The sequence below is a fragment of the Aurantimonas coralicida DSM 14790 genome, from assembly GCF_000421645.1.
In the GTDB taxonomy this organism is placed as follows: Bacteria; Pseudomonadota; Alphaproteobacteria; order Rhizobiales; family Rhizobiaceae; genus Aurantimonas; species Aurantimonas coralicida.
In genome coordinates this window covers 40183-56551 of record NZ_ATXK01000007.1, presented here as the reverse complement: position 1 = coordinate 56551, position 16369 = coordinate 40183, and the positions used below count along the sequence as shown (strand labels likewise).

The window sequence follows — 16369 nt, the reverse complement described above, 5'->3', positions numbered from 1 at the left end:
TCAGCGATCTCCGATCTGGGTGGTGCGCGGCAGGCCGAGGGCTTCGCTGCCGGAAACGAGCAGCATGTCGAGGCCGCGGGGATAAAGGCCGCGATTGTTGGCCCAATCCTCAAGGAAGAAGTCCGGCAGTCCGCACGGGCTGACGGAGGCGGTCGTCTCTATGCCGGGGCCGGTCAGCTGCAGCCGATCGCCGCCCCGAAGAGCCGGGAGGCAAAGGATCAGGGTCGCCGAACGATCGGGATAAGCCGCAGTGCCGGCGGAAAATTGCGACAGGGCTGGCAGCTTGGTCGGGTCGCAGACGAGGGCGAAGGCGGCAGCCTGCGGCTCGGGAACGATCGCCGCACCGGTGTGGAAGGCAAGCCATTCGGCGACACCGGCGCCGAGCGCCGCAGGGTCGAGCCAGAGGGGCGTGTCGTAGTCGGCCAGCGCGGCAAGGATCGCCCCCGCCGCAGGTGGGACAGGCGAAGGCGGCGCGGCCAACGCGCCAAGGTCGACGATCGTGCCCGGCCGGGCAAAGGCATTCATGATCGCGAAAAAGGCGGCCTGGGCATCGAAGACGGGGTCGGCGAAGCCACCTTCGAGGAATGTAGTGGTCATTGTGCCGCTCATCATTCGTCGCCCCGAACCATCGTGAAGAAGTCGACGCGCGTCGCCTCGGTCTCCTCGGCGGAGCGCCGGTCGGCCTCCTCCTGCTTCGTCAATGCGGGGCCGACGACCATGGCTTCGATCGCGGCTCGCCAGTCGTCGCGCTGCCAGCCGGCATCGAGTTGCGCGGCGAGGCGCGCGTGGTCGGCGTCGCGACCCATGATCATCGCGTGGCCGACTTCGCCCGAGGCGAGGCGCATGCTGGCGCGCGTGACGCTGGCCTCGCCGATATTGAACGGCGCGCCGCTGCCGCCGATCCGGCCCTGCAGCATGACAAGCCCGACCTCGGGGCCGCGCAGGCTGGTGACCGGCGCTTCGCCGGCGATCGCGTCCCAGGCCGCTGCGAGCGTGTGTGCATCGCTGGCTGCAAAGGCTTCCATGGCGCGGCGACGCGCGGGCCGGCTGGGATCGGAGGAGTGGTTGTCCGAGGAGGGCATGGCATTCTGTCCGTTGTGGTCTGATCTGATGGCGTCGGTCTGCTGAGACAGTCAGCGCGGGTCCCGACAGGACCCGCTTTGGCGGTGGCGGTCGTCAGGCCTGCGATGGCCGGCTCACTCGAACCGGGCACGCAGCCGGTCGGTGAAATATTCCATCACCAGCACGATCGCGAAGATCGCGAGGATGATCGCCGAGGCGTTGCGGTACTGGAAGAGGTCGAAGGCAACCTTCAGCTCCTGGCCAATGCCGCCGGCGCCGACGAGGCCGAGGACGACCGAGGAGCGGACCCCCTTTTCCAGCGCAAAGAGCGAGCTGTTGATCAGCGTCGGCATGATGCTCGGCAACGTCGCCCCGAAGAGGATGCTGACCCGCGAGGCGCCGATCGCCCGCAAGGCTTCCTGTGGCTTCTTGTCGGCCTCTTCCATGGCTTCGGCGAAGAACCGGCCGCAGAAGCCGATCGTGTCGACAACGATCGTCATGGTGCCGGCAATTGCGCCGAGCCCGACGGTCGAGACGAAAACCAGTGCCCAGACGAGATCCGGGATGGTCCGAAACAGCGAGATGATGCCCCGTGGCAGCTGCCGGAACGCCCCGAGCGGGGAGATGCCGCGCGCTGCGAGCCAGCCGATCGGCAGGCTGATGACGACGCCGATGACCGTGCCGACGAGCGCGATCTGCAGGGTTTCGAGAATGCGCCAGCCCATGCGCTGGAGGAACGTCGGTTCCAGGTTGGGCGGCAGCATGCGGCCGATCAGCTCGACCATCTGCGGCGCCCCGGCGGCGAGCCGCTCGGGCGACGGGGCGACCTGGCCGAGCGAGACCAGGAAGACCGCTGCAAATGCGACGAGCAGCGTGAAGCTGATCGGCGAGATCGAGGGCAGACGCGAGGGCGCGCGCATCCGAGCCGGCGCGTCACCCATTGAAGACGTCTTCCATCTGCTGCCGGTCGACCATCGGTGTTGGGAGATCGAAATGCACCCGGCCGGCCTTCAAGGCGATGATCCGGTCCGAATAGTGCATCGCATGCTCCATATCGTGCGTCGTGTAGACCAGCGTGATGCCGTGCTCGGAGGCGAGGTCGGAGAAGATCGTCATGATCTCGCGACCGACCCAGGGGTCGAGGCTCGCGGCGGGCTCGTCGGCGATCAGCAGCTTCGGCTTTCTGATCAGCGCGCGCGCAATGGCGATGCGCTGGGCCTGGCCGCCGGAAAGCTGGTCGGCGCGGGCGCAGGCCTTGTCGGCAAGCACCTGCATCGCTTCCTCGCGCCAGTCCTCGCGGGCGAGGGCGTGATGCCAGGCGCGCCATCCACCGGGCAGGCCGAGCTTGCCCTGGACGACGTTGGTGAGCACCGACTGGCGCCCGACCAGTCCGTGGTTCTGGAAGACGAAACCGATCTGCCGCCGAAGGCGCTGCAATTGCGCGCCGCTCGGGGCCGACCGGAAGGTCTCGCCCAAGGTCATGATCTCGCCGTCGCTGAGCGGCAGCAGGCCGACGAGGCATTTGAGCAGCGTCGACTTGCCGGCGCCGTTCGAGCCGATCAGCGCGACACGCTGATCGCTCCTGATGTCGATCTTCACGCCGGCGAAGACATGGCGGCCGTTGGCGTAGGCTTTGCCGAGATCACGGGTGCTGATGATCGTTGCCCCCGGCGCCGTGGCCGGTGGGACATCCAATCGTTCCGGCTCCCCGCGAGGGGGAGCCGACAGGGCTGCGTGAAACGGACCGGCCTTCGCGGCCGCCGTCTGGTCCAGAAGAACGCTCATTCGACGAAGGCGGTGAAGGTGTCGACGCCGATGGTGCGATACATCGAGCGCACATAGTCGTACTCGCTGTCGTCGATGTCGGTCAGGAAGGTGCCGCCCTTGAACTTCTGATTGTCCTCGCCCTTGAGGACGGCGTTCATCAGTTCGTTGCCGTTCTCGAGAAAGGCGTCGCGGATCGTCTCGTAGACGTCTTCGGGAATGTCCTTGCGGGCAACGAGGATGTCATTGGGCAGATCGCGGCCGCGGGCGACGACGGCAAAGGCCTTGTCGGGGAAGGCGGCCCGGATCGAGTTGAGATGGTCGAAATTGAGCCCCATCGCGGCGATGTCGCCGCGGATCAGGGCCTCGGCCGCAACGTTGCGCGAAATGATCACCGGCTCGTAGTCGACGCCGTAGTTCACGCCCTGGTCTGCGAGCGCCTGGGCGGGTCCCAGATGCTGCGAGGTCGAGCCGACCGAACCGAAGGCGATCTTCTTGCCCTTCAGGTCCTCGATGGTGCGGATCGGCCCGTCGGCGAGAACGGCGAGCTGGGCAAAATAGTCCGGGCGCTGCCAGGCGACCACGATGCGCGGATCGCTCAGCTCCTTCATCACCACGTATTCGGCGGGGCCGGTCAGGACCAGCTCGACCTGTCCGGCGTTCAGCGCCTCGACGGCCGCCGTGCGCGAGCTGACGGAAATGAGTTCGATATCGAGGCCGGTCTCGGCTTCGAGCGCTTCCTGGAAACCTCCGAACTCCTGCTGCAGGGCTTCGAGCCCCTCGATGTCGGTGACAGCGAAGCGGACGGGTCCGGCGATGGCCGTCACCGAAGTGACGACCGAGGCGGCGAGAGCAAAAACCAGCGAACGAAGCATTCTGTTTGTCCTTCTGTATAGACAGGGCAGCGGGTTCGCAGCTACCTGTATAGACAGCAGGTGACGCATGAATGACAAAAGCACGAGGGGCCGAGATGGCGTGGCTGATCGAGAACGCAACGACGCTGGCCGGCGACAGCTGGCATGAGCGAGGGCTGCACGTCGCGGGCGAGCACATCGTCGACCGGGCCGAGCGTCCGCGGCGACTGAATGCCGAAGGGCTGCTGGTGCTGCCCGGCATCGTCGACATCCATGGCGACGCCTTCGAGCGGCAGATCATGCCGCGGCCCGGCGTGCGCTTCGATGTCGGTCTGGCGCTGCGCGACACCGATCGCCAGCTCGTTGGCAACGGCATCACCACGGCGTTTCACGGCGTGACGATCTCCTGGGAGCCGGGGCTCCGCTCGCTCGATGCGGCGCGCAGCTTCATCGGATCGCTCCAGGCCCTGCGCTCGCAACTGAACTGCGACACGCGGCTGCATCTGCGCTGGGAAACATTCGCGCTCGATGCGGTCTCCGAGGTGACCGAGTGGTTGTCGCTGGAGCCGTCGCCGATCCTCGCCTTCAACGACCACACGACCGGCTCGGTGCTGAAGGGGACTATTGCACGCAAGATCGGCCAGATGGCCGAGCGCTCCGGCCTGTCGCGCGAGGACTACATGGCGCTGCTCGACGCCGTGTGGGCGCGGCGTGACGACGTGCCGGGCGCCATCGCCGATCTCGCGGCGGCAGCAAAGGCCGGGGGCAATGTCCTGCTGGCGCATGACGAGGCGACGCCCGAGGAGCGCGCCCGGTTCCGGGCGCTCGGCGCGCGCTCCTGCGAGTTTCCGCTGAATGCCGAGACCGCCGCGGCGGCCCGCGCCGGCGGGGAGGACGTCATTCTCGGCGCGCCGAATGTCGTGCGCGGCGGCAGCCACAACAAGGCGATGGATGCGCGCGAAGCGGTCGAAGCAGGCCATTGCACGGTGCTGACCAGCGACTACCACTATCCGTCTCCGCTGCATGCGGCCTTCGCTCTGGCCGATGGCGACGTGGACGCGCTGGCGCGTTACTGGCCGCTTGTCTCCGCCAACGCTGCGCGCGCCGCGGGTCTGCACGATCGCGGCAGTCTGACGAATGGCAAACGGGCGGATCTCATCCTGGTCGACATGGCTGACATGCGGCATCCGGAAATCGTTGCGACGATGGTCGGCGGGCGCATCGTGTACGCACGGCGGGCACTGGAAGAGTCGCCTTTGGCGGCACCGGTCCAGGCGACCCCCGAGATGGCGGCGGGGTAGGACCCATGAGCAGCATCGCCTCGCAGAAGCTTGCAAACGACGCCGCGACGCCGGATTTCGGCGATCTGGTTTTACGGCCGCGCAGCGACATGCCGATCTGGCAGCAGATCCACGATTATGTCCTGGCGCTTGTCGAGGATGGGCGGCTGCGCCCGGGCAGCCAGTTGCCGGGCGAGGTCCATCTGGCCGAGAAATTCGGCGTCACCCGCATCACGCTCCGCCAGGCGCTGCTGCAATTGCAGCAGGAAGGGCATCTTACCTCACGAAAGGGCGTCGGGGTGTTCGTGCGCAGCCCGCCCTCGGTGCTGTCGGTGCGCGACGGCAGTCGCTTCTTCGACAGCTTGCGCTCCGACGGCAAACTGGTCGAGACGCGCACGCTGGTGCTGGTCGAAGAGGAGGCCGACGCGGCAGCCGCCGCGCAGTTGCATCTGCCGGTCGGCGCTCCGGTCATCCGGCTGCGCCGCGTGCGCTCGGCCGATGGGCAGCCGATCCACGCCAGCACCAAGATCCTGCCCGCGAGGCTCCTGCCGGACTTCGCCGCCGTCTATGCGCGGCGGCAATCGGTCACCGATGTGTTCGTCGCACATGGCATCGGCAAGTATCGACGGATCGAGACGCGGATCAGCGGAGGCTTCGCCACCGCCGAGGAGGCGAGCCAGCTGGAGCTCACGCCCAGCACGCCGGTCTTCCGCACCAGTGCCGTCAATGGCGACGCGGCGGGGAACCGGATCGAATGGGGCACCGGCTGCTGGCTGCTCACGTCGGTCGATTTCGTTTTCTGAGCGCCGCAGGAGCCGAGCCTACCGGCGACGAATCCCATGCTGTCCTGCCGAAGGTGATCGGGGCCTTTCGCGTCATGGCCGAAGCCCTGCGCGCCGGCGCCGAACGAGGGCGGCATCCGGCTTGGCGCGGACCTTGAGAGGCACTCACAACGCTAAGTCGGCTTCTGGTGGACGCTTCACGGCGTCGATAAGACTGGGCCGAGAATGGGACGGCAGCTCTCCGCGTGCAACGCCCCAATGCTGCCAGTCCGCTTTCGGCCCCGTTCCGTTAGTCAAAAATGGCGCCGAGACTTGACCGACCGCGTGAAGTCGGCCCATCAGTTCGCGCCGAATGCAGATAGTGCCACAGCACAAAGCCGCACCGTGTTCTGCGCAATAGGAGCTGTGAGATGGCGCGAAAAATTCGGGACGCAAGTTGGCTTGAGAACCAGACAGCCGATGCCGAGCCTCCGGAACCGTGCTGGCTATGCGGCCGATTGCTGGGTGAGACCGTGGATCGCTTCCACCCGATCCCCAAAAGCCGGGGTGGCCGAGACACCGTTCCTGTCCATCCCATCTGCCGGGAGACCATCGACGCCAATTTCACGGCGAGCGAACTGGTCCGCCACGCAGAAAGCGGGACGCCCCTTACGGACAATCAGACGGTCGCGCGCTTCGTAAAATGGGTCGCCAAGAAGCCTGCTGACTTCCATTCTGCGACCAAATAGGGCTGTCAGTCGAACGTCGGCTTCGTCACCTCTTCTCCCGGAGAGCTGCCGGGCTGCAACCGGCCCATTCTAAATGAGCGATCATCAGCACGCGTCGACGAGAGCCTCCAGATCGTCAGTTGCGTTGGGAGGCCCACGCCAAGCGCGGTGTGCCTCTCCGGTGATCGCGCATCCGCGCGCATGCGCAATGGTGCTGGCAAACCGTGCGCGCTCCGCAAACACCCGGCCGACACCGATCAGGATCGGACGGTCGACGCCGATCCTGGCGACGATGGCGCCGAGATCGGCGAGCGTGCCGGCGGCGCGGGTCTCGTCGTCGCGCGACAGGTTGGCGGCGACGGCGACCGGGGTCGTGGCCGGCAGGCCGTGACGGATCAGGCGTTCGGCGATCTTCGCCGCCATCCGGCCGCCCATGTAGAAGACGGTGGTGGCGTGATCATCGGCCAGCGCATGCCAGTCGAGATCCTCCGGCAGGCCGCCCTTCTTGGAATGGCCGGTGACGAAACGCAGCTGCTGGGCCCGGTCGCGATGGGTCAGCGACACGCCGAAGCTCGCCGCCAGCGCCGAAGCGGCGGTGATGCCCGGCACGATGGCGACCGGAACGTTCTCGCGCGCCAGCTCGTCCAGCTCCTCGCCGGCTCGGCCGAACACCGACACGTCGCCGGATTTCAGCCGCACCACGTGCTTGCCGGCCTTGGCGAAGCTGACCATCATGGCGTTGATGTCTTCCTGGCGGCAGCTGTCGCGGGCGGCGCGCTTGCCCACCAGCATGCGGCGTGCCTCGCGGCGGGCAAGCTCCAGGATCTCGTCGGAGACGAGGTCGTCGAACAGGATCACATCGGCTGCCTGCAGGGCGCGCACCGCCTTCAGCGTCAGGAGTTCGGCCTCGCCGGGACCAGCCCCGACCAGGGTCACGCGGCCGCCGGCCTCGGGCGAGCGCGCCAGATCGTCGATAAAGCCGCTGGCCGCCGCCTCGGCTGCCGCGTCGGGCAGCTTGGTGGTGAAGGCGCTGTCGGCGAAGCGTTCCCAGAAGGCACGGCGCAGAGGGCCTGGCGCCAGCCGCTCCATCACCGCGCCGCGGACTTTGGCAGCCAGGGCCGCCCACTGGCTGAGCGCCGGCGGCAGCAGGGTCTCGATGCGGCGGCGAATAGCCTGCCCCAGGATCGGTGCAGCGCCGTCGGTGGAAATGCCGATGACCACCGGCGAGCGATTGACGATCGTGCCGAAGCGGAAGTCGCAATAGGACGGCTTGTCGACGACGTTGACCGGCACGCCGGCCGCTCGCGCGGCGCAGGCGAAGGCCTGCCCCTCGGCGAGGCTTTCGGTATCGCCGACGGCGATCGCCGCCCCGGCGAAGACATCAATCGCCCAGGGCCGGTCGTGATGAAGGATTGCGCCGGTTTCCGGGGGCACGGCGAGAAGCTCGGCCATCTCCCCATCGATCCCGTCGGCCGGCACGTAAAGATCGACGTGGGCGCCCGCCGAGGCCAGGAGTTCGGCCTTCCATGCCGCGCCCGGTCCGCCACCGGCCATGACGACGCGCTTGCCCGCCAGATCGAAGAACACCGGCAGGCTCGCCAGCGGACCCATGCGCTGCGAGCGCTGCGGAAGCTGTTCGGTGTCGTTCACGGCGAGGGGCGGCTTACGCCGTGTTCGCGAGCCGTGCATCATCGATGATCCCCTTGATCTCGCTGCGGCAGGAGCCGCAATTGGTTCCTGCCTTCAACGCCGCGCCGACGGCCTCGACAGTGATTGCCCGGCCGGTGGTCACCGCCGCCGCGATCTCGTTGACGCCGACGCTGAAGCAGGAGCAGACGATCGCACCGGGGTCCGGGCGGTCGGCTCCCCCGCGCCCGGCGAGCAGCCGGAAGCGGTCGCTGACAGCGTTGTGCGCGTCGCCCAACTGCCCCGCGGCCCAGACGCGCGACACGGCGACGGGATCGCGCGCAATCCACAGCGCGCCGACCAGTGCTTCGCCGTCGAAGGCGGCAAAGCGATGCGCACCGGTCGTCGTGTCGTGGAACGCCAGCATCTGCGCCCTGTCCGGCGCCTCGAGCAACGCCGTGGCGAAAGCGCTCGGGTCGGCCAGCGGCGCCAGGCCGGCCAATTCCATGCGCCAGCCGGCCTCGGCCCGCGCCAGCGCGAAATAGTCGAGGCCGTGCGGATCGGGCCGCGACCGCGTGACGGCAAAGCCGAACCAGACGGCTGGGAACGGCGCGATCGACACCTCGGTGCCCTTGAGACCCGGCTGGCCGGAGACCGGATCGACGGCGGGTGCGACCACGGCGTCGATGCGACCGCTGCCCGAGAACTCGTCGCTCCAGTGCATCGGCACGAAGACCGAGCCGCGCGATTGCCGGTCCGTGGTTCGGCAACGCACGATCGCCGCGCCGAAGCCGGATCGCACGGTGACGAGGCTGGCTTCCGCAATCCCCTGCGCTGCGGCGTCCGCCGGATGGACGTCGACGAAGGGTTCTGCGACATGGGCCGAAAGCCGGGCCGAGCGGCCGGTGCGGGTCATCGTGTGCCAATGGTCGCGCACACGCCCGGTGTTGAGCAGGAACCGGCCCTTGTCCGTCCGGCGACGGGGGCCGACATCGACTGCCACGAAGCGGGCGCGCCCGTCCGGGTGGTAGAAGTGTCCGTCGCCGAAGAAGCGGTTGCCGTCCTTCGCCGAAGCCGCACCTGCTTCGGCCGGGGCGTCGCCGGAATCGGATGGGGAGACGACGCGGGGCTGCGGCCACTGAACCGGCTCCAGGGCGTCGTAGCCGCACTGGTCGAGCCCGGCGAGCGCGCCGATGTCGAAGTCGCGCGCTCCGGCGTTGCCATGGGCCGAGAGCCGTGCGTGTTCGTCGAAGACGTCCGCCACGCTGGCGTGGGAAAAGCCGTCGGCGAAGCCCATGCGGCGGGCGACGTCCGCGATGATCGCCCAGTCGGGCCGGGCCTCGCCGGGCAGCGGCAGGAAGGGACGTTGGCGCGAGATCCGTCGCTCGGAATTGGTGACCGTTCCGTCCTTCTCGCCCCAGGCCGCAGCGGGCAGGGCGACATCGGCGAAGGGCAGGGTGTCGTTGCGTGCAACGACATCGGAGACGACGACGAAGGGGCAGGCGGCGAGGGCCGCCTTCACGGAATCGGCGTCGGGCATCGAGACGACGGGATTGGTGCCGATGATCCAGAGCGCCCTGATCCGGCCGTCGGCCACGGCGCGGAACATGTCGACCGCCTTCAGGCCGGCGCGGTCGGGCATCGCCGGGGCGTCCCAGAAGTCCCGCACCAGGGAGCGATGCGCCGGGTCCTCGATCGCCATGTGCGCCGCGAGCATGTTGGCCATGCCGCCGACCTCGCGCCCGCCCATGGCATTGGGCTGGCCGGTCACCGAGAAGGGGCCCATGCCGGGCCGTCCGATGCGGCCGGTCGCCAGATGGCAGTTGATGATCGCGTTGACCTTGTCGGTGCCCGTCACCGACTGGTTGACGCCCTGGCTGTAGACCGTGACGACCTTTTCGGTCCTGGCGAAGAGTTCGTAGAAGGCCTGGATCTGGCGGCTGTCGAGGCCGGTGGCCTCCGCGACATGCGGCAGCCGCATCCCACGGGCCCGGCGCAGCGCCTCGACGAAGCCGTCGGTATGCCGGGCCACATAGTCGCAATGGATCGCACCGGCCTCGGCGAGGAACGGCAGCAATCCGGCAAAGAGCGCCGTGTCGCCATCGGCAGCGATCGGCAGATGCAGATCGGCGAGATCGGCGCTCGCCGTACGGCGCGGATCGACAAGCACGACCTTCATCTGCGGGCGCGCGGCCCTGGCCGCGGCGATCCGCTGGTAGAGCACCGGATGGCACCAGGCGAGGTTCGAGCCGACGAGGACGATCAGATCGGCCTGTTCCAGATCCTCATAGGTGCCCGGCACCGTGTCGGAGCCGAAGGCCCGGCGATGGCCGGCGACCGAGGAGGCCATGCACAGCCGGGAATTGGTATCGATGTTCGCCGAGCCGATGAAGCCCTTCATCAGCTTGTTGGCGAGGTAGTAATCCTCGGTCAGCAACTGGCCGGAGACGTAGAAGGCAACGGAGTCACGGCCGTGTTCGGCGATGGTGGCGGTGAAGCGTTCGGCAACAAGCGAAAGCGCGTCGTCCCAGGTCGCACGTGCGCCGGCGATGGTGGGGAACAGCAGCCGTTCCTCCAGCCCCAGTGTCTCGCCGAGGACCGAGCCCTTGGAGCAGAGGCGGCCGAAATTCGCCGGATGCGCGGGGTCGCCGGCGATCGCCACGCTGCCACCCGGACGCGGAGTTGCCAGGACTCCGCAGCCAACGCCGCAATAGGGGCATGTGGTCCGGATGGTGGTGTCGGCCGGTCGTTCGTCCATCGCGCGGGTCCCGGCTATTCGGCGGCGAGGACGAGGGCGGGTTCGTCCAGCGACAGTTCGATGGCGCCGGTCGGCGGGTCGACCCGCACGGCGAAGACCCGCACCCGACCTTCGTCGGGCCCGGCGGCGATCCCGCTCTCCAGCGAGAACACCATGTTGTGCAGCGGGCAGGTGACCGAGGCGTCGTGGACGATGCCCTGGCTGAGCGGCCCGCCCTTGTGCGGACAGCGGTCCTCGGTGGCGAAGATGCCGTCATTGGCGGTCCGGAACACCGCGACGCGCCCGAACGGGGTGAGCACGCAGCGCGCGCCGCGGCGGGGAATGTCGGTAACCGCACCGATGCGATGCCAGCCGGTCATTCCGCAGCCTCCAGGGTGAGATCGGCCATCGGGCGGAACTCGTGGCTGGCGCGCGCGCCCGAGGCCCGCTCCGACCAGGGGTCGGTCTGGCTGAAGGTCTGGCTGTGGACGAAGGCTTCGTAATAGCCGCGTCGCCGCGCAGGATCCTCGACGATGACGGCGCGGATCGAGTCCATGCCGACCCGCTTCAGCCATTTGTACATGCGCTCCAGGTAATGACCCTGCTCACGGTAGAGCTGGACGAGGGCGACGATCATCTCCAGCGCCTCGTCCTCGGTCTTCACCTGGGTGAGGATTTCCGTGCCCTTGATGTCGAGCCCCGCCGCACCGGCGAACTGGATCTCGTAGCCGGCGTCGGTGCAGATCACGCCGACATCCTTGCAAGTCGCCTCGGCGCAGTTCCGGGGGCAGCCAGACACCGCCATCTTTACCTTGGCGGGCGTCCAGGAGCCCCACATGAACTTCTCGATCCTGACGCCGAGGCCGGTGGAATCCTGCGTGCCGAAGCGGCACCAGTCGGTGCCGACGCAGGTCTTCACGGTGCGCAGGCCCTTGGCATAGGCGGCGCCGGAGACCATGCCGGCGGCGTTCAGATCGGCCCAGACCGCGGGCAGATCCTCCTTCCTCACGCCGAGGAGGTCGATGCGCTGGCCGCCAGTGCACTTGACGGTCGGGATGGCGAACTTGTCTGCGACGTCGGCGATCGCCCGCAATTCGTTGGCCGAGGTGATGCCGCCCCACATGCGCGGCACGACCGAATAGGTGCCGTCCTTCTGGATGTTGGCATGGACCCGCTCGTTGATGAAGCGGGACTGCTTGTCGTCGACATAGTCGCCCGGCCAGTCGGCGATCAGATAGTAGTTGAGCGCCGGCCGGCACTTCGCGCAGCCGCAGGAGGTCTTCCACTCCAGCTCCTGCATGACTTCCGGGATCGACTTCAACGCCTTGGCGCGGATCAGCCGCCGCACGTCGCCATGCCCGAGATCGGTGCAGGGGCACATCGGCTTGACGGCCGCGGGATTGAAGGCGGCGCCCAGGGTCAGCGCCATCAGCTGCTCCACGAGCCCGGTGCAGGAGCCGCAGGAGGCGGAGGCCTTGGTGTGGGCCCGCACCTCGTCGAGGCTGGTCAGCCCGCCCGCGGCAACCGCGCCGGTGATCTTTGATTTGCATACGCCGTTGCAGCCGCAGATTTCCGCATCATCCGGCAAGGCTGCAACGGCCGCCATAGGGTCCAGGGGGGCACCCCCCTGGAAGGACTGGCCGAAGATCAGGGTTTCGCGCATGTCCGATACCGGCGCGCCGTCGCGAATGAGGTCGAAGAACCAGTTGCTGTCGGCGGTATCCCCGTACATCACGGCGCCGACGAGCCGGTCGTCCTCGATCACGAGGCGCCTGTAGACACCCTGCGCCGGATCGCGAAGGACGATCTCCTCGCGTTTCTCGCCCTCGGCAAAGTCGCCGGCGCTGAAGAGGTCGCATCCCGTGACCTTGAGCTTGGTTGACAATTCCCTGACCGCAAAAGCGTCCGGCTGGCCGAGCAGCGACTTCGCCAGCACCCTGGCCTGATCGTAGAGCGGGGCGACGAGGCCGAAGAGCGTGCCGTCGAACTCCACGCATTCGCCGACGGCGTAGATGTCGGGGTCCGACGTCTGCATCTGGGCGTTCACGACGATCGCGCGGCCGACGTCGAGACCCGCATCCCTGGCGATCTGCGCCGCCGGGCGGATGCCGACCGCCATGACCACCAGATCCGCCTTCAGGGTCGTCCCGTCCGCCAGTTCGACGCCTTCGACACGGTTCGTGCCGAGTATCTTCTGGGTCGAGGCCCGCGTCATCACCGTGATGCCGCGCTTTTCCAGGTCCTTGCGCAGGAGATAGCCGGCCGCCTCGTCGAGCTGGCGCTCCATCAGGTGACCCGACAGATGCAGGACGGTGACCTCCATGCCGCGCAGCCGCAGCCCGGCCGCCGCTTCCAGGCCGAGAAGGCCGCCGCCGATGACGACGGCATGGCTGCCGGGCGTGCCGGACGCCTCGATCATGGCGTGGGTGTCGTCGAAATCGCGGTAGGTGATGACCCCGGGCAGGTCCCGGCCTTCCACCGGCACGATGAACGGGACCGAGCCAGTGGCGATGATCAGCTTATCGTAGGGCACCTCGCCCTTCGCGCCGGTGACGATCTTGCGCTCCCGGTCGATCGCGACGACCTTCTCGCCGAAGCGGCAGGTCACGTCGTGCGCGCCGTACCACTCCTCGTCATGGGTGACGATCTCGTCATAGCTCTTCTCGCCGGACAGGACCGGCGACAGCATGATGCGGTTGTAGTTGCCGCGCGGTTCCGCATTGAACAGCGTGACCGCGTAGGCGTCCCGATCGGCCTCGAACAGGGTCTCGAGCACCCGGCCGGACGCCATGCCGGCACCGATGACGACCAGTTTTCGCATGAACGTTCCTTTCAGTAGTACCAGGCGACGACGTGGCTGATCGTTCCGTCGCGATAGATCGGAACAGCCACCATCGATGCGTAGCCGGCGGTCAGAGCGGGATTGTCGTGCTTGACGGCGGGGATGCCGGTGCCCAGCACCTCGCCGATCGGTCCCTGCCAGGCCGCCACGCGCCGCTCGGTCTCGTCGTCCCAGAGCGGTCCCTCGCGCTGGCAGATGCCGTCGGCGAGGATCGCTTCCCTGGCGCCGGTCGTTCCGGCGGCGCGCACATTCCACAGCTCGAACCGTTGGGCGATTGGCGTGCCGCGGGCCGAAAGCAGCGTCAGGACATAGGTCCGGTCCCCCGGCACGGTGATCGGCAGGCCAAGACCGGTGGTCAGGCCGGCCCTGCCGGCGCTTTCGGCGCGGATGAAGCGGTAGCCCGAGCCGAGATCGCGCATCAGCATCGGCGCGTTCGCCGCCCAGACGCCGCCGGGCAGGCCCTGTCCGCGGGGGAAATGCGTATGCTGCGAGACCCATTCGAAGTGCCGCGCCGCGCCGTAATAGCCTTCGTCCAGCATCAGGAGACCGTCGCTCTCGCGCCAGACCTCGATAGCACCGGTGCGCGATTCGTCATCGGCGCACAGCACGACGATGACGGCCTTCAGGGCGCTTCCGGCGAAGATCGGCACGGCCACCGCGCAGGTCAGTCCCGCCGCCCTCGCGGCTTCGGCGCGCTGGAAATAGGAGCCGTCGAACTGCTTCAGCACCACCGGGCGGGCCTCGTCCCAGGCTCGGCCGGGCAGGCCTTCGCCCCTGGAGAAGCTTTGTTTCGCCGAAACGGCGGCGAAGGCGTCCAGGGAACCATAATTGCCGCTCGACCAGACCAGGCGGTCGCCGTCGGGGACCCATACTTCCGTCACCTCGATAAAGGCGCGGGTGGCGACTTCGGGCGCGATCACGCTCATGCCGCTTCCCTTTCCGCGCCGGCGGCCTTGTCGTCGGCGGTCGTCTCGGCGCTGGCCGCCTGTGCGCCGGGGCCACCCTTTTCGTACTCTTCCAGGAAGCTCAGGAGCTGTTCGCGATAGAGGTAGTAATCAGGATGCTCGAGCAGCGCCTTGCGGGTGCGCGGGCGCGGCAGGTCGACCTTCATGATCTTGCCGATCCGGGCCATCGGGCCGTTGGTCATCATCACGACCCGGTCGGCGAGGAGGATCGCCTCGTCGACGTCGTGGGTGACGCAGACGGTGGTCACCTGGGTCCGCTTCCAGACATCCATCAGGACGTCCTGGAGCTCCCAGCGGGTCAGTGAATCGAGCATGCCGAACGGCTCGTCGAGAAGCAGCAGTTTCGGCGACAGGGCGAAGGCTCGGGCGATGCCGACCCGCTGCTTCATGCCGTTGGACAGGTCTTCGGCCCGTCGGTGCATGGAATCGCCGAGCCCGACGCGGTGGAGATAATGTTCGACAACATCGCGGCGTTCGGCCGGCGTCGCGTCGGGATAGACCCTGTCGACGCCGAGAGCGACGTTCTCCCGGGCCGTCAGCCAGGGCATCAGGGATGGCGACTGGAAGACCACCGCGCGTTCGGGGCCGGCCCCGCTGACCTCGCGGCCATCGAGGATAATGCCTCCCGACGAGATGTCGTTGAGGCCGGCGGCCATGGACAGGACCGTCGACTTGCCGCAGCCCGAATGGCCGATCAGCGAGACGAACTCGCCCTTTTCCATCTTCATGTCGAAGCCGTCGACGACGGTCAGCGGCCCCTTCGGCGTCGGATAGGTCTTGGTGACCTCGAAGAACTCGACATAGCCGCGCCCGATGGCGGACTGCGCTGCGCGGCGATAGGCGGCCGGAAGCTCCGGCACCGGTCCCTTCGTCGTCTTCTGGGTGATCGGGACGACGTTGGGCAGGCAGACCGCTGCATCCGTGTCGGCGGAGGCATGGCGCCCCCGATCCATCAGATAGCCGGTGATCTCGCGCCGCAGGCGCTTGAACTCGTCATTGGCATTCATTGCCGAGCGGTCGCGCGGGCGCGGCAGCTCGACCGGAAAGGACGGGCCGAGACTGGCCTTCGGGCCAGGATCGAGGGGAATGATCCGGTCGGCGAGCAGGATCGCCTCGTCGACATCGTTGGTGATCAGGATGATGGTCTTCTTCTCGACCTGGCTGATCGCGGCGAATTCGTCCTGCAGCTTGGCGCGGGTCAGGGCGTCGAGCGCCGACAGCGGTTCGTCGAGCAGCAGAATCTCCGGGCTCATGGCGAGAGCCCGCGCCACCGAGACGCGCTGGCGCATCCCGCCGGAGAGCTCCGCCGGCTTGCGGTCGACGGCGTGTGCGAGACCGACCATCTCGATGTATCGGTCGACACGCGCCTTGCGGGAGGCCTTCGTCTCGCGGGCGAAAACGGTGTCGACCGCGAGCGCGACATTGCCGCGGACCGTGAGCCACGGCATCAGCGAATAGGACTGGAAGACCAGCCCGCGCTCCGGTCCGGGTCCCGTCACCTGGGCGCCCTTCATCAAAACCTGACCGGCATCGGGCCGGATCAGCCCTGCCAGCAGCGAGATCAGCGTGGTCTTGCCGGAACCGGAAAATCCGACGATCGCGACGAACTCGCCTTCCGCGACCTTGAGGTCGATGCCGTCGAGGATTTCGGCGCGGGCCGGGCCCTCGCCATAGGCCTTCGAGACATTCGCCAGTTCGATCATCGGGGAAGTGGCCATGGTCATGTCCTTTCGCGCCCGGGAAGGCCGTC

The 16369-nt window shown here is 67.9% G+C and carries 14 protein-coding genes; 3 read left to right on the top strand and 11 right to left on the bottom strand.

Annotated features, from left to right (window positions below; translation table 11 throughout):
• The 5 genes from phnH to H536_RS0115005 form a co-directional block, all read right to left on the bottom strand.
• Entirely contained in the window at window positions 1-597 is a 597-nt protein-coding gene (gene phnH, locus H536_RS0115025; RefSeq protein WP_024351256.1) for a phosphonate C-P lyase system protein PhnH, read from the bottom strand.
• Window positions 598-608: 11 nt separating this feature from the next.
• Window positions 609-1082 carry a phosphonate C-P lyase system protein PhnG gene (gene phnG, locus H536_RS0115020; protein WP_024351255.1) on the bottom strand — a complete coding sequence of 158 codons (474 nt, stop codon included), beginning with the start codon at window positions 1080-1082 and terminating at the stop codon, window positions 609-611.
• Between the two features lie 114 nt (window positions 1083-1196).
• Entirely contained in the window at window positions 1197-2003 is an 807-nt protein-coding gene (gene phnE / locus H536_RS0115015; RefSeq protein ID WP_024351254.1) for a phosphonate ABC transporter, permease protein PhnE, read from the bottom strand.
• Window positions 1996-2757: a phosphonate ABC transporter ATP-binding protein gene (locus H536_RS0115010; RefSeq protein WP_024351253.1), complete on the bottom strand. Its 762-nt coding sequence runs from the start codon at window positions 2755-2757 to the stop codon at window positions 1996-1998. Before H536_RS0115010 ends, phnE begins: the two co-directional genes overlap by 8 nt.
• A gap of 86 nt (window positions 2758-2843) precedes the next feature.
• Window positions 2844-3701 carry a PhnD/SsuA/transferrin family substrate-binding protein gene (locus H536_RS0115005; protein ID WP_024351252.1) on the bottom strand — a complete coding sequence of 286 codons (858 nt, stop codon included), beginning with the start codon at window positions 3699-3701 and terminating at the stop codon, window positions 2844-2846.
• A 71-nt stretch (window positions 3702-3772) separates the two neighbouring features.
• Here H536_RS0115005 and H536_RS0115000 point away from each other — a divergent pair, with 71 nt between their 5' ends.
• The 3 genes from H536_RS0115000 (at window position 3773) to H536_RS23800 (ending at window position 6470) form a co-directional block, all read left to right on the top strand.
• A complete protein-coding gene (locus H536_RS0115000) occupies window positions 3773-4981 on the top strand; it encodes an alpha-D-ribose 1-methylphosphonate 5-triphosphate diphosphatase (RefSeq protein WP_155898509.1) in 1209 nt (402 codons plus the stop codon).
• Window positions 4982-4986: 5 nt separating this feature from the next.
• On the top strand, window positions 4987-5763 hold the full coding sequence (gene phnF / locus H536_RS0114995) for a phosphonate metabolism transcriptional regulator PhnF (protein ID WP_155898508.1): 777 nt from the start codon (window positions 4987-4989) through the stop codon (window positions 5761-5763).
• 389 nt (window positions 5764-6152) lie between these two features.
• A complete protein-coding gene (locus H536_RS23800) occupies window positions 6153-6470 on the top strand; it encodes a hypothetical protein (protein ID WP_081651944.1) in 318 nt (105 codons plus the stop codon).
• A gap of 84 nt (window positions 6471-6554) precedes the next feature.
• On the opposite strand, the gene cysG is transcribed toward H536_RS23800, so the two are convergent.
• Genes cysG through H536_RS0114965 form a run of 6 tightly spaced genes read right to left on the bottom strand, consistent with a single transcriptional unit; the run spans window position 6555 to window position 16343 of the window.
• Window positions 6555-8060, bottom strand: a complete 1506-nt coding sequence (gene cysG, locus H536_RS0114990; protein WP_024351250.1) for a siroheme synthase CysG — start codon at window positions 8058-8060, stop codon at window positions 6555-6557.
• Between the two features lie 52 nt (window positions 8061-8112).
• On the bottom strand, window positions 8113-10833 hold the full coding sequence (locus tag H536_RS0114985; RefSeq protein WP_024351249.1) for a nitrate reductase: 2721 nt from the start codon (window positions 10831-10833) through the stop codon (window positions 8113-8115).
• A 14-nt stretch (window positions 10834-10847) separates the two neighbouring features.
• Window positions 10848-11192 carry a nitrite reductase small subunit NirD gene (gene nirD, locus H536_RS0114980; protein ID WP_024351248.1) on the bottom strand — a complete coding sequence of 115 codons (345 nt, stop codon included), beginning with the start codon at window positions 11190-11192 and terminating at the stop codon, window positions 10848-10850.
• Window positions 11189-13633 (bottom strand): nitrite reductase large subunit NirB, encoded by a 2445-nt coding sequence (gene nirB / locus H536_RS0114975; RefSeq protein ID WP_024351247.1) that lies wholly within the window; start codon window positions 13631-13633, stop codon window positions 11189-11191. The genes nirD and nirB overlap by 4 nt, the downstream gene beginning before the upstream one ends.
• Window positions 13634-13644: 11 nt before the next feature.
• The gene (locus H536_RS0114970; RefSeq protein WP_024351246.1) at window positions 13645-14580 is read right to left on the bottom strand and encodes a GAF domain-containing protein; all 936 of its coding nucleotides are present in this window, start codon (window positions 14578-14580) and stop codon (window positions 13645-13647) included.
• Window positions 14577-16343, bottom strand: a complete 1767-nt coding sequence (locus H536_RS0114965) for an ABC transporter ATP-binding protein (protein ID WP_029703345.1) — start codon at window positions 16341-16343, stop codon at window positions 14577-14579. The genes H536_RS0114970 and H536_RS0114965 overlap by 4 nt, the downstream gene beginning before the upstream one ends.
• Window positions 16344-16369 lie beyond the last annotated feature (26 nt).

Bases quoted from the DNA above. Each gene is read 5' to 3' on its own strand.
- phnH (WP_024351256.1), bottom strand. From the start codon at position 597: ATGACCACTACATTCCTCGAAGGTGGCTTCGCCGACCCCGTCTTCGAT.
- phnG (WP_024351255.1), bottom strand. From the start codon at position 1,082: ATGCCCTCCTCGGACAACCACTCCTCCGATCCCAGCCGGCCCGCGCGT.
- phnE (WP_024351254.1), bottom strand. From the start codon at position 2,003: ATGGGTGACGCGCCGGCTCGGATGCGCGCGCCCTCGCGTCTGCCCTCG.
- H536_RS0115005 (WP_024351252.1), bottom strand. From the start codon at position 3,701: ATGCTTCGTTCGCTGGTTTTTGCTCTCGCCGCCTCGGTCGTCACTTCG.
- H536_RS0115000 (WP_155898509.1), top strand. From the start codon at position 3,773: ATGACAAAAGCACGAGGGGCCGAGATGGCGTGGCTGATCGAGAACGCA.
- phnF (WP_155898508.1), top strand. From the start codon at position 4,987: ATGAGCAGCATCGCCTCGCAGAAGCTTGCAAACGACGCCGCGACGCCG.
- H536_RS23800 (WP_081651944.1), top strand. From the start codon at position 6,153: ATGGCGCGAAAAATTCGGGACGCAAGTTGGCTTGAGAACCAGACAGCC.
- cysG (WP_024351250.1), bottom strand. From the start codon at position 8,060: ATGGGTCCGCTGGCGAGCCTGCCGGTGTTCTTCGATCTGGCGGGCAAG.
- H536_RS0114985 (WP_024351249.1), bottom strand. From the start codon at position 10,833: ATGGACGAACGACCGGCCGACACCACCATCCGGACCACATGCCCCTAT.
- nirD (WP_024351248.1), bottom strand. From the start codon at position 11,192: ATGACCGGCTGGCATCGCATCGGTGCGGTTACCGACATTCCCCGCCGC.
- nirB (WP_024351247.1), bottom strand. From the start codon at position 13,633: ATGCGAAAACTGGTCGTCATCGGTGCCGGCATGGCGTCCGGCCGGGTG.
- H536_RS0114970 (WP_024351246.1), bottom strand. From the start codon at position 14,580: ATGAGCGTGATCGCGCCCGAAGTCGCCACCCGCGCCTTTATCGAGGTG.
- H536_RS0114965 (WP_029703345.1), bottom strand. From the start codon at position 16,343: ATGACCATGGCCACTTCCCCGATGATCGAACTGGCGAATGTCTCGAAG.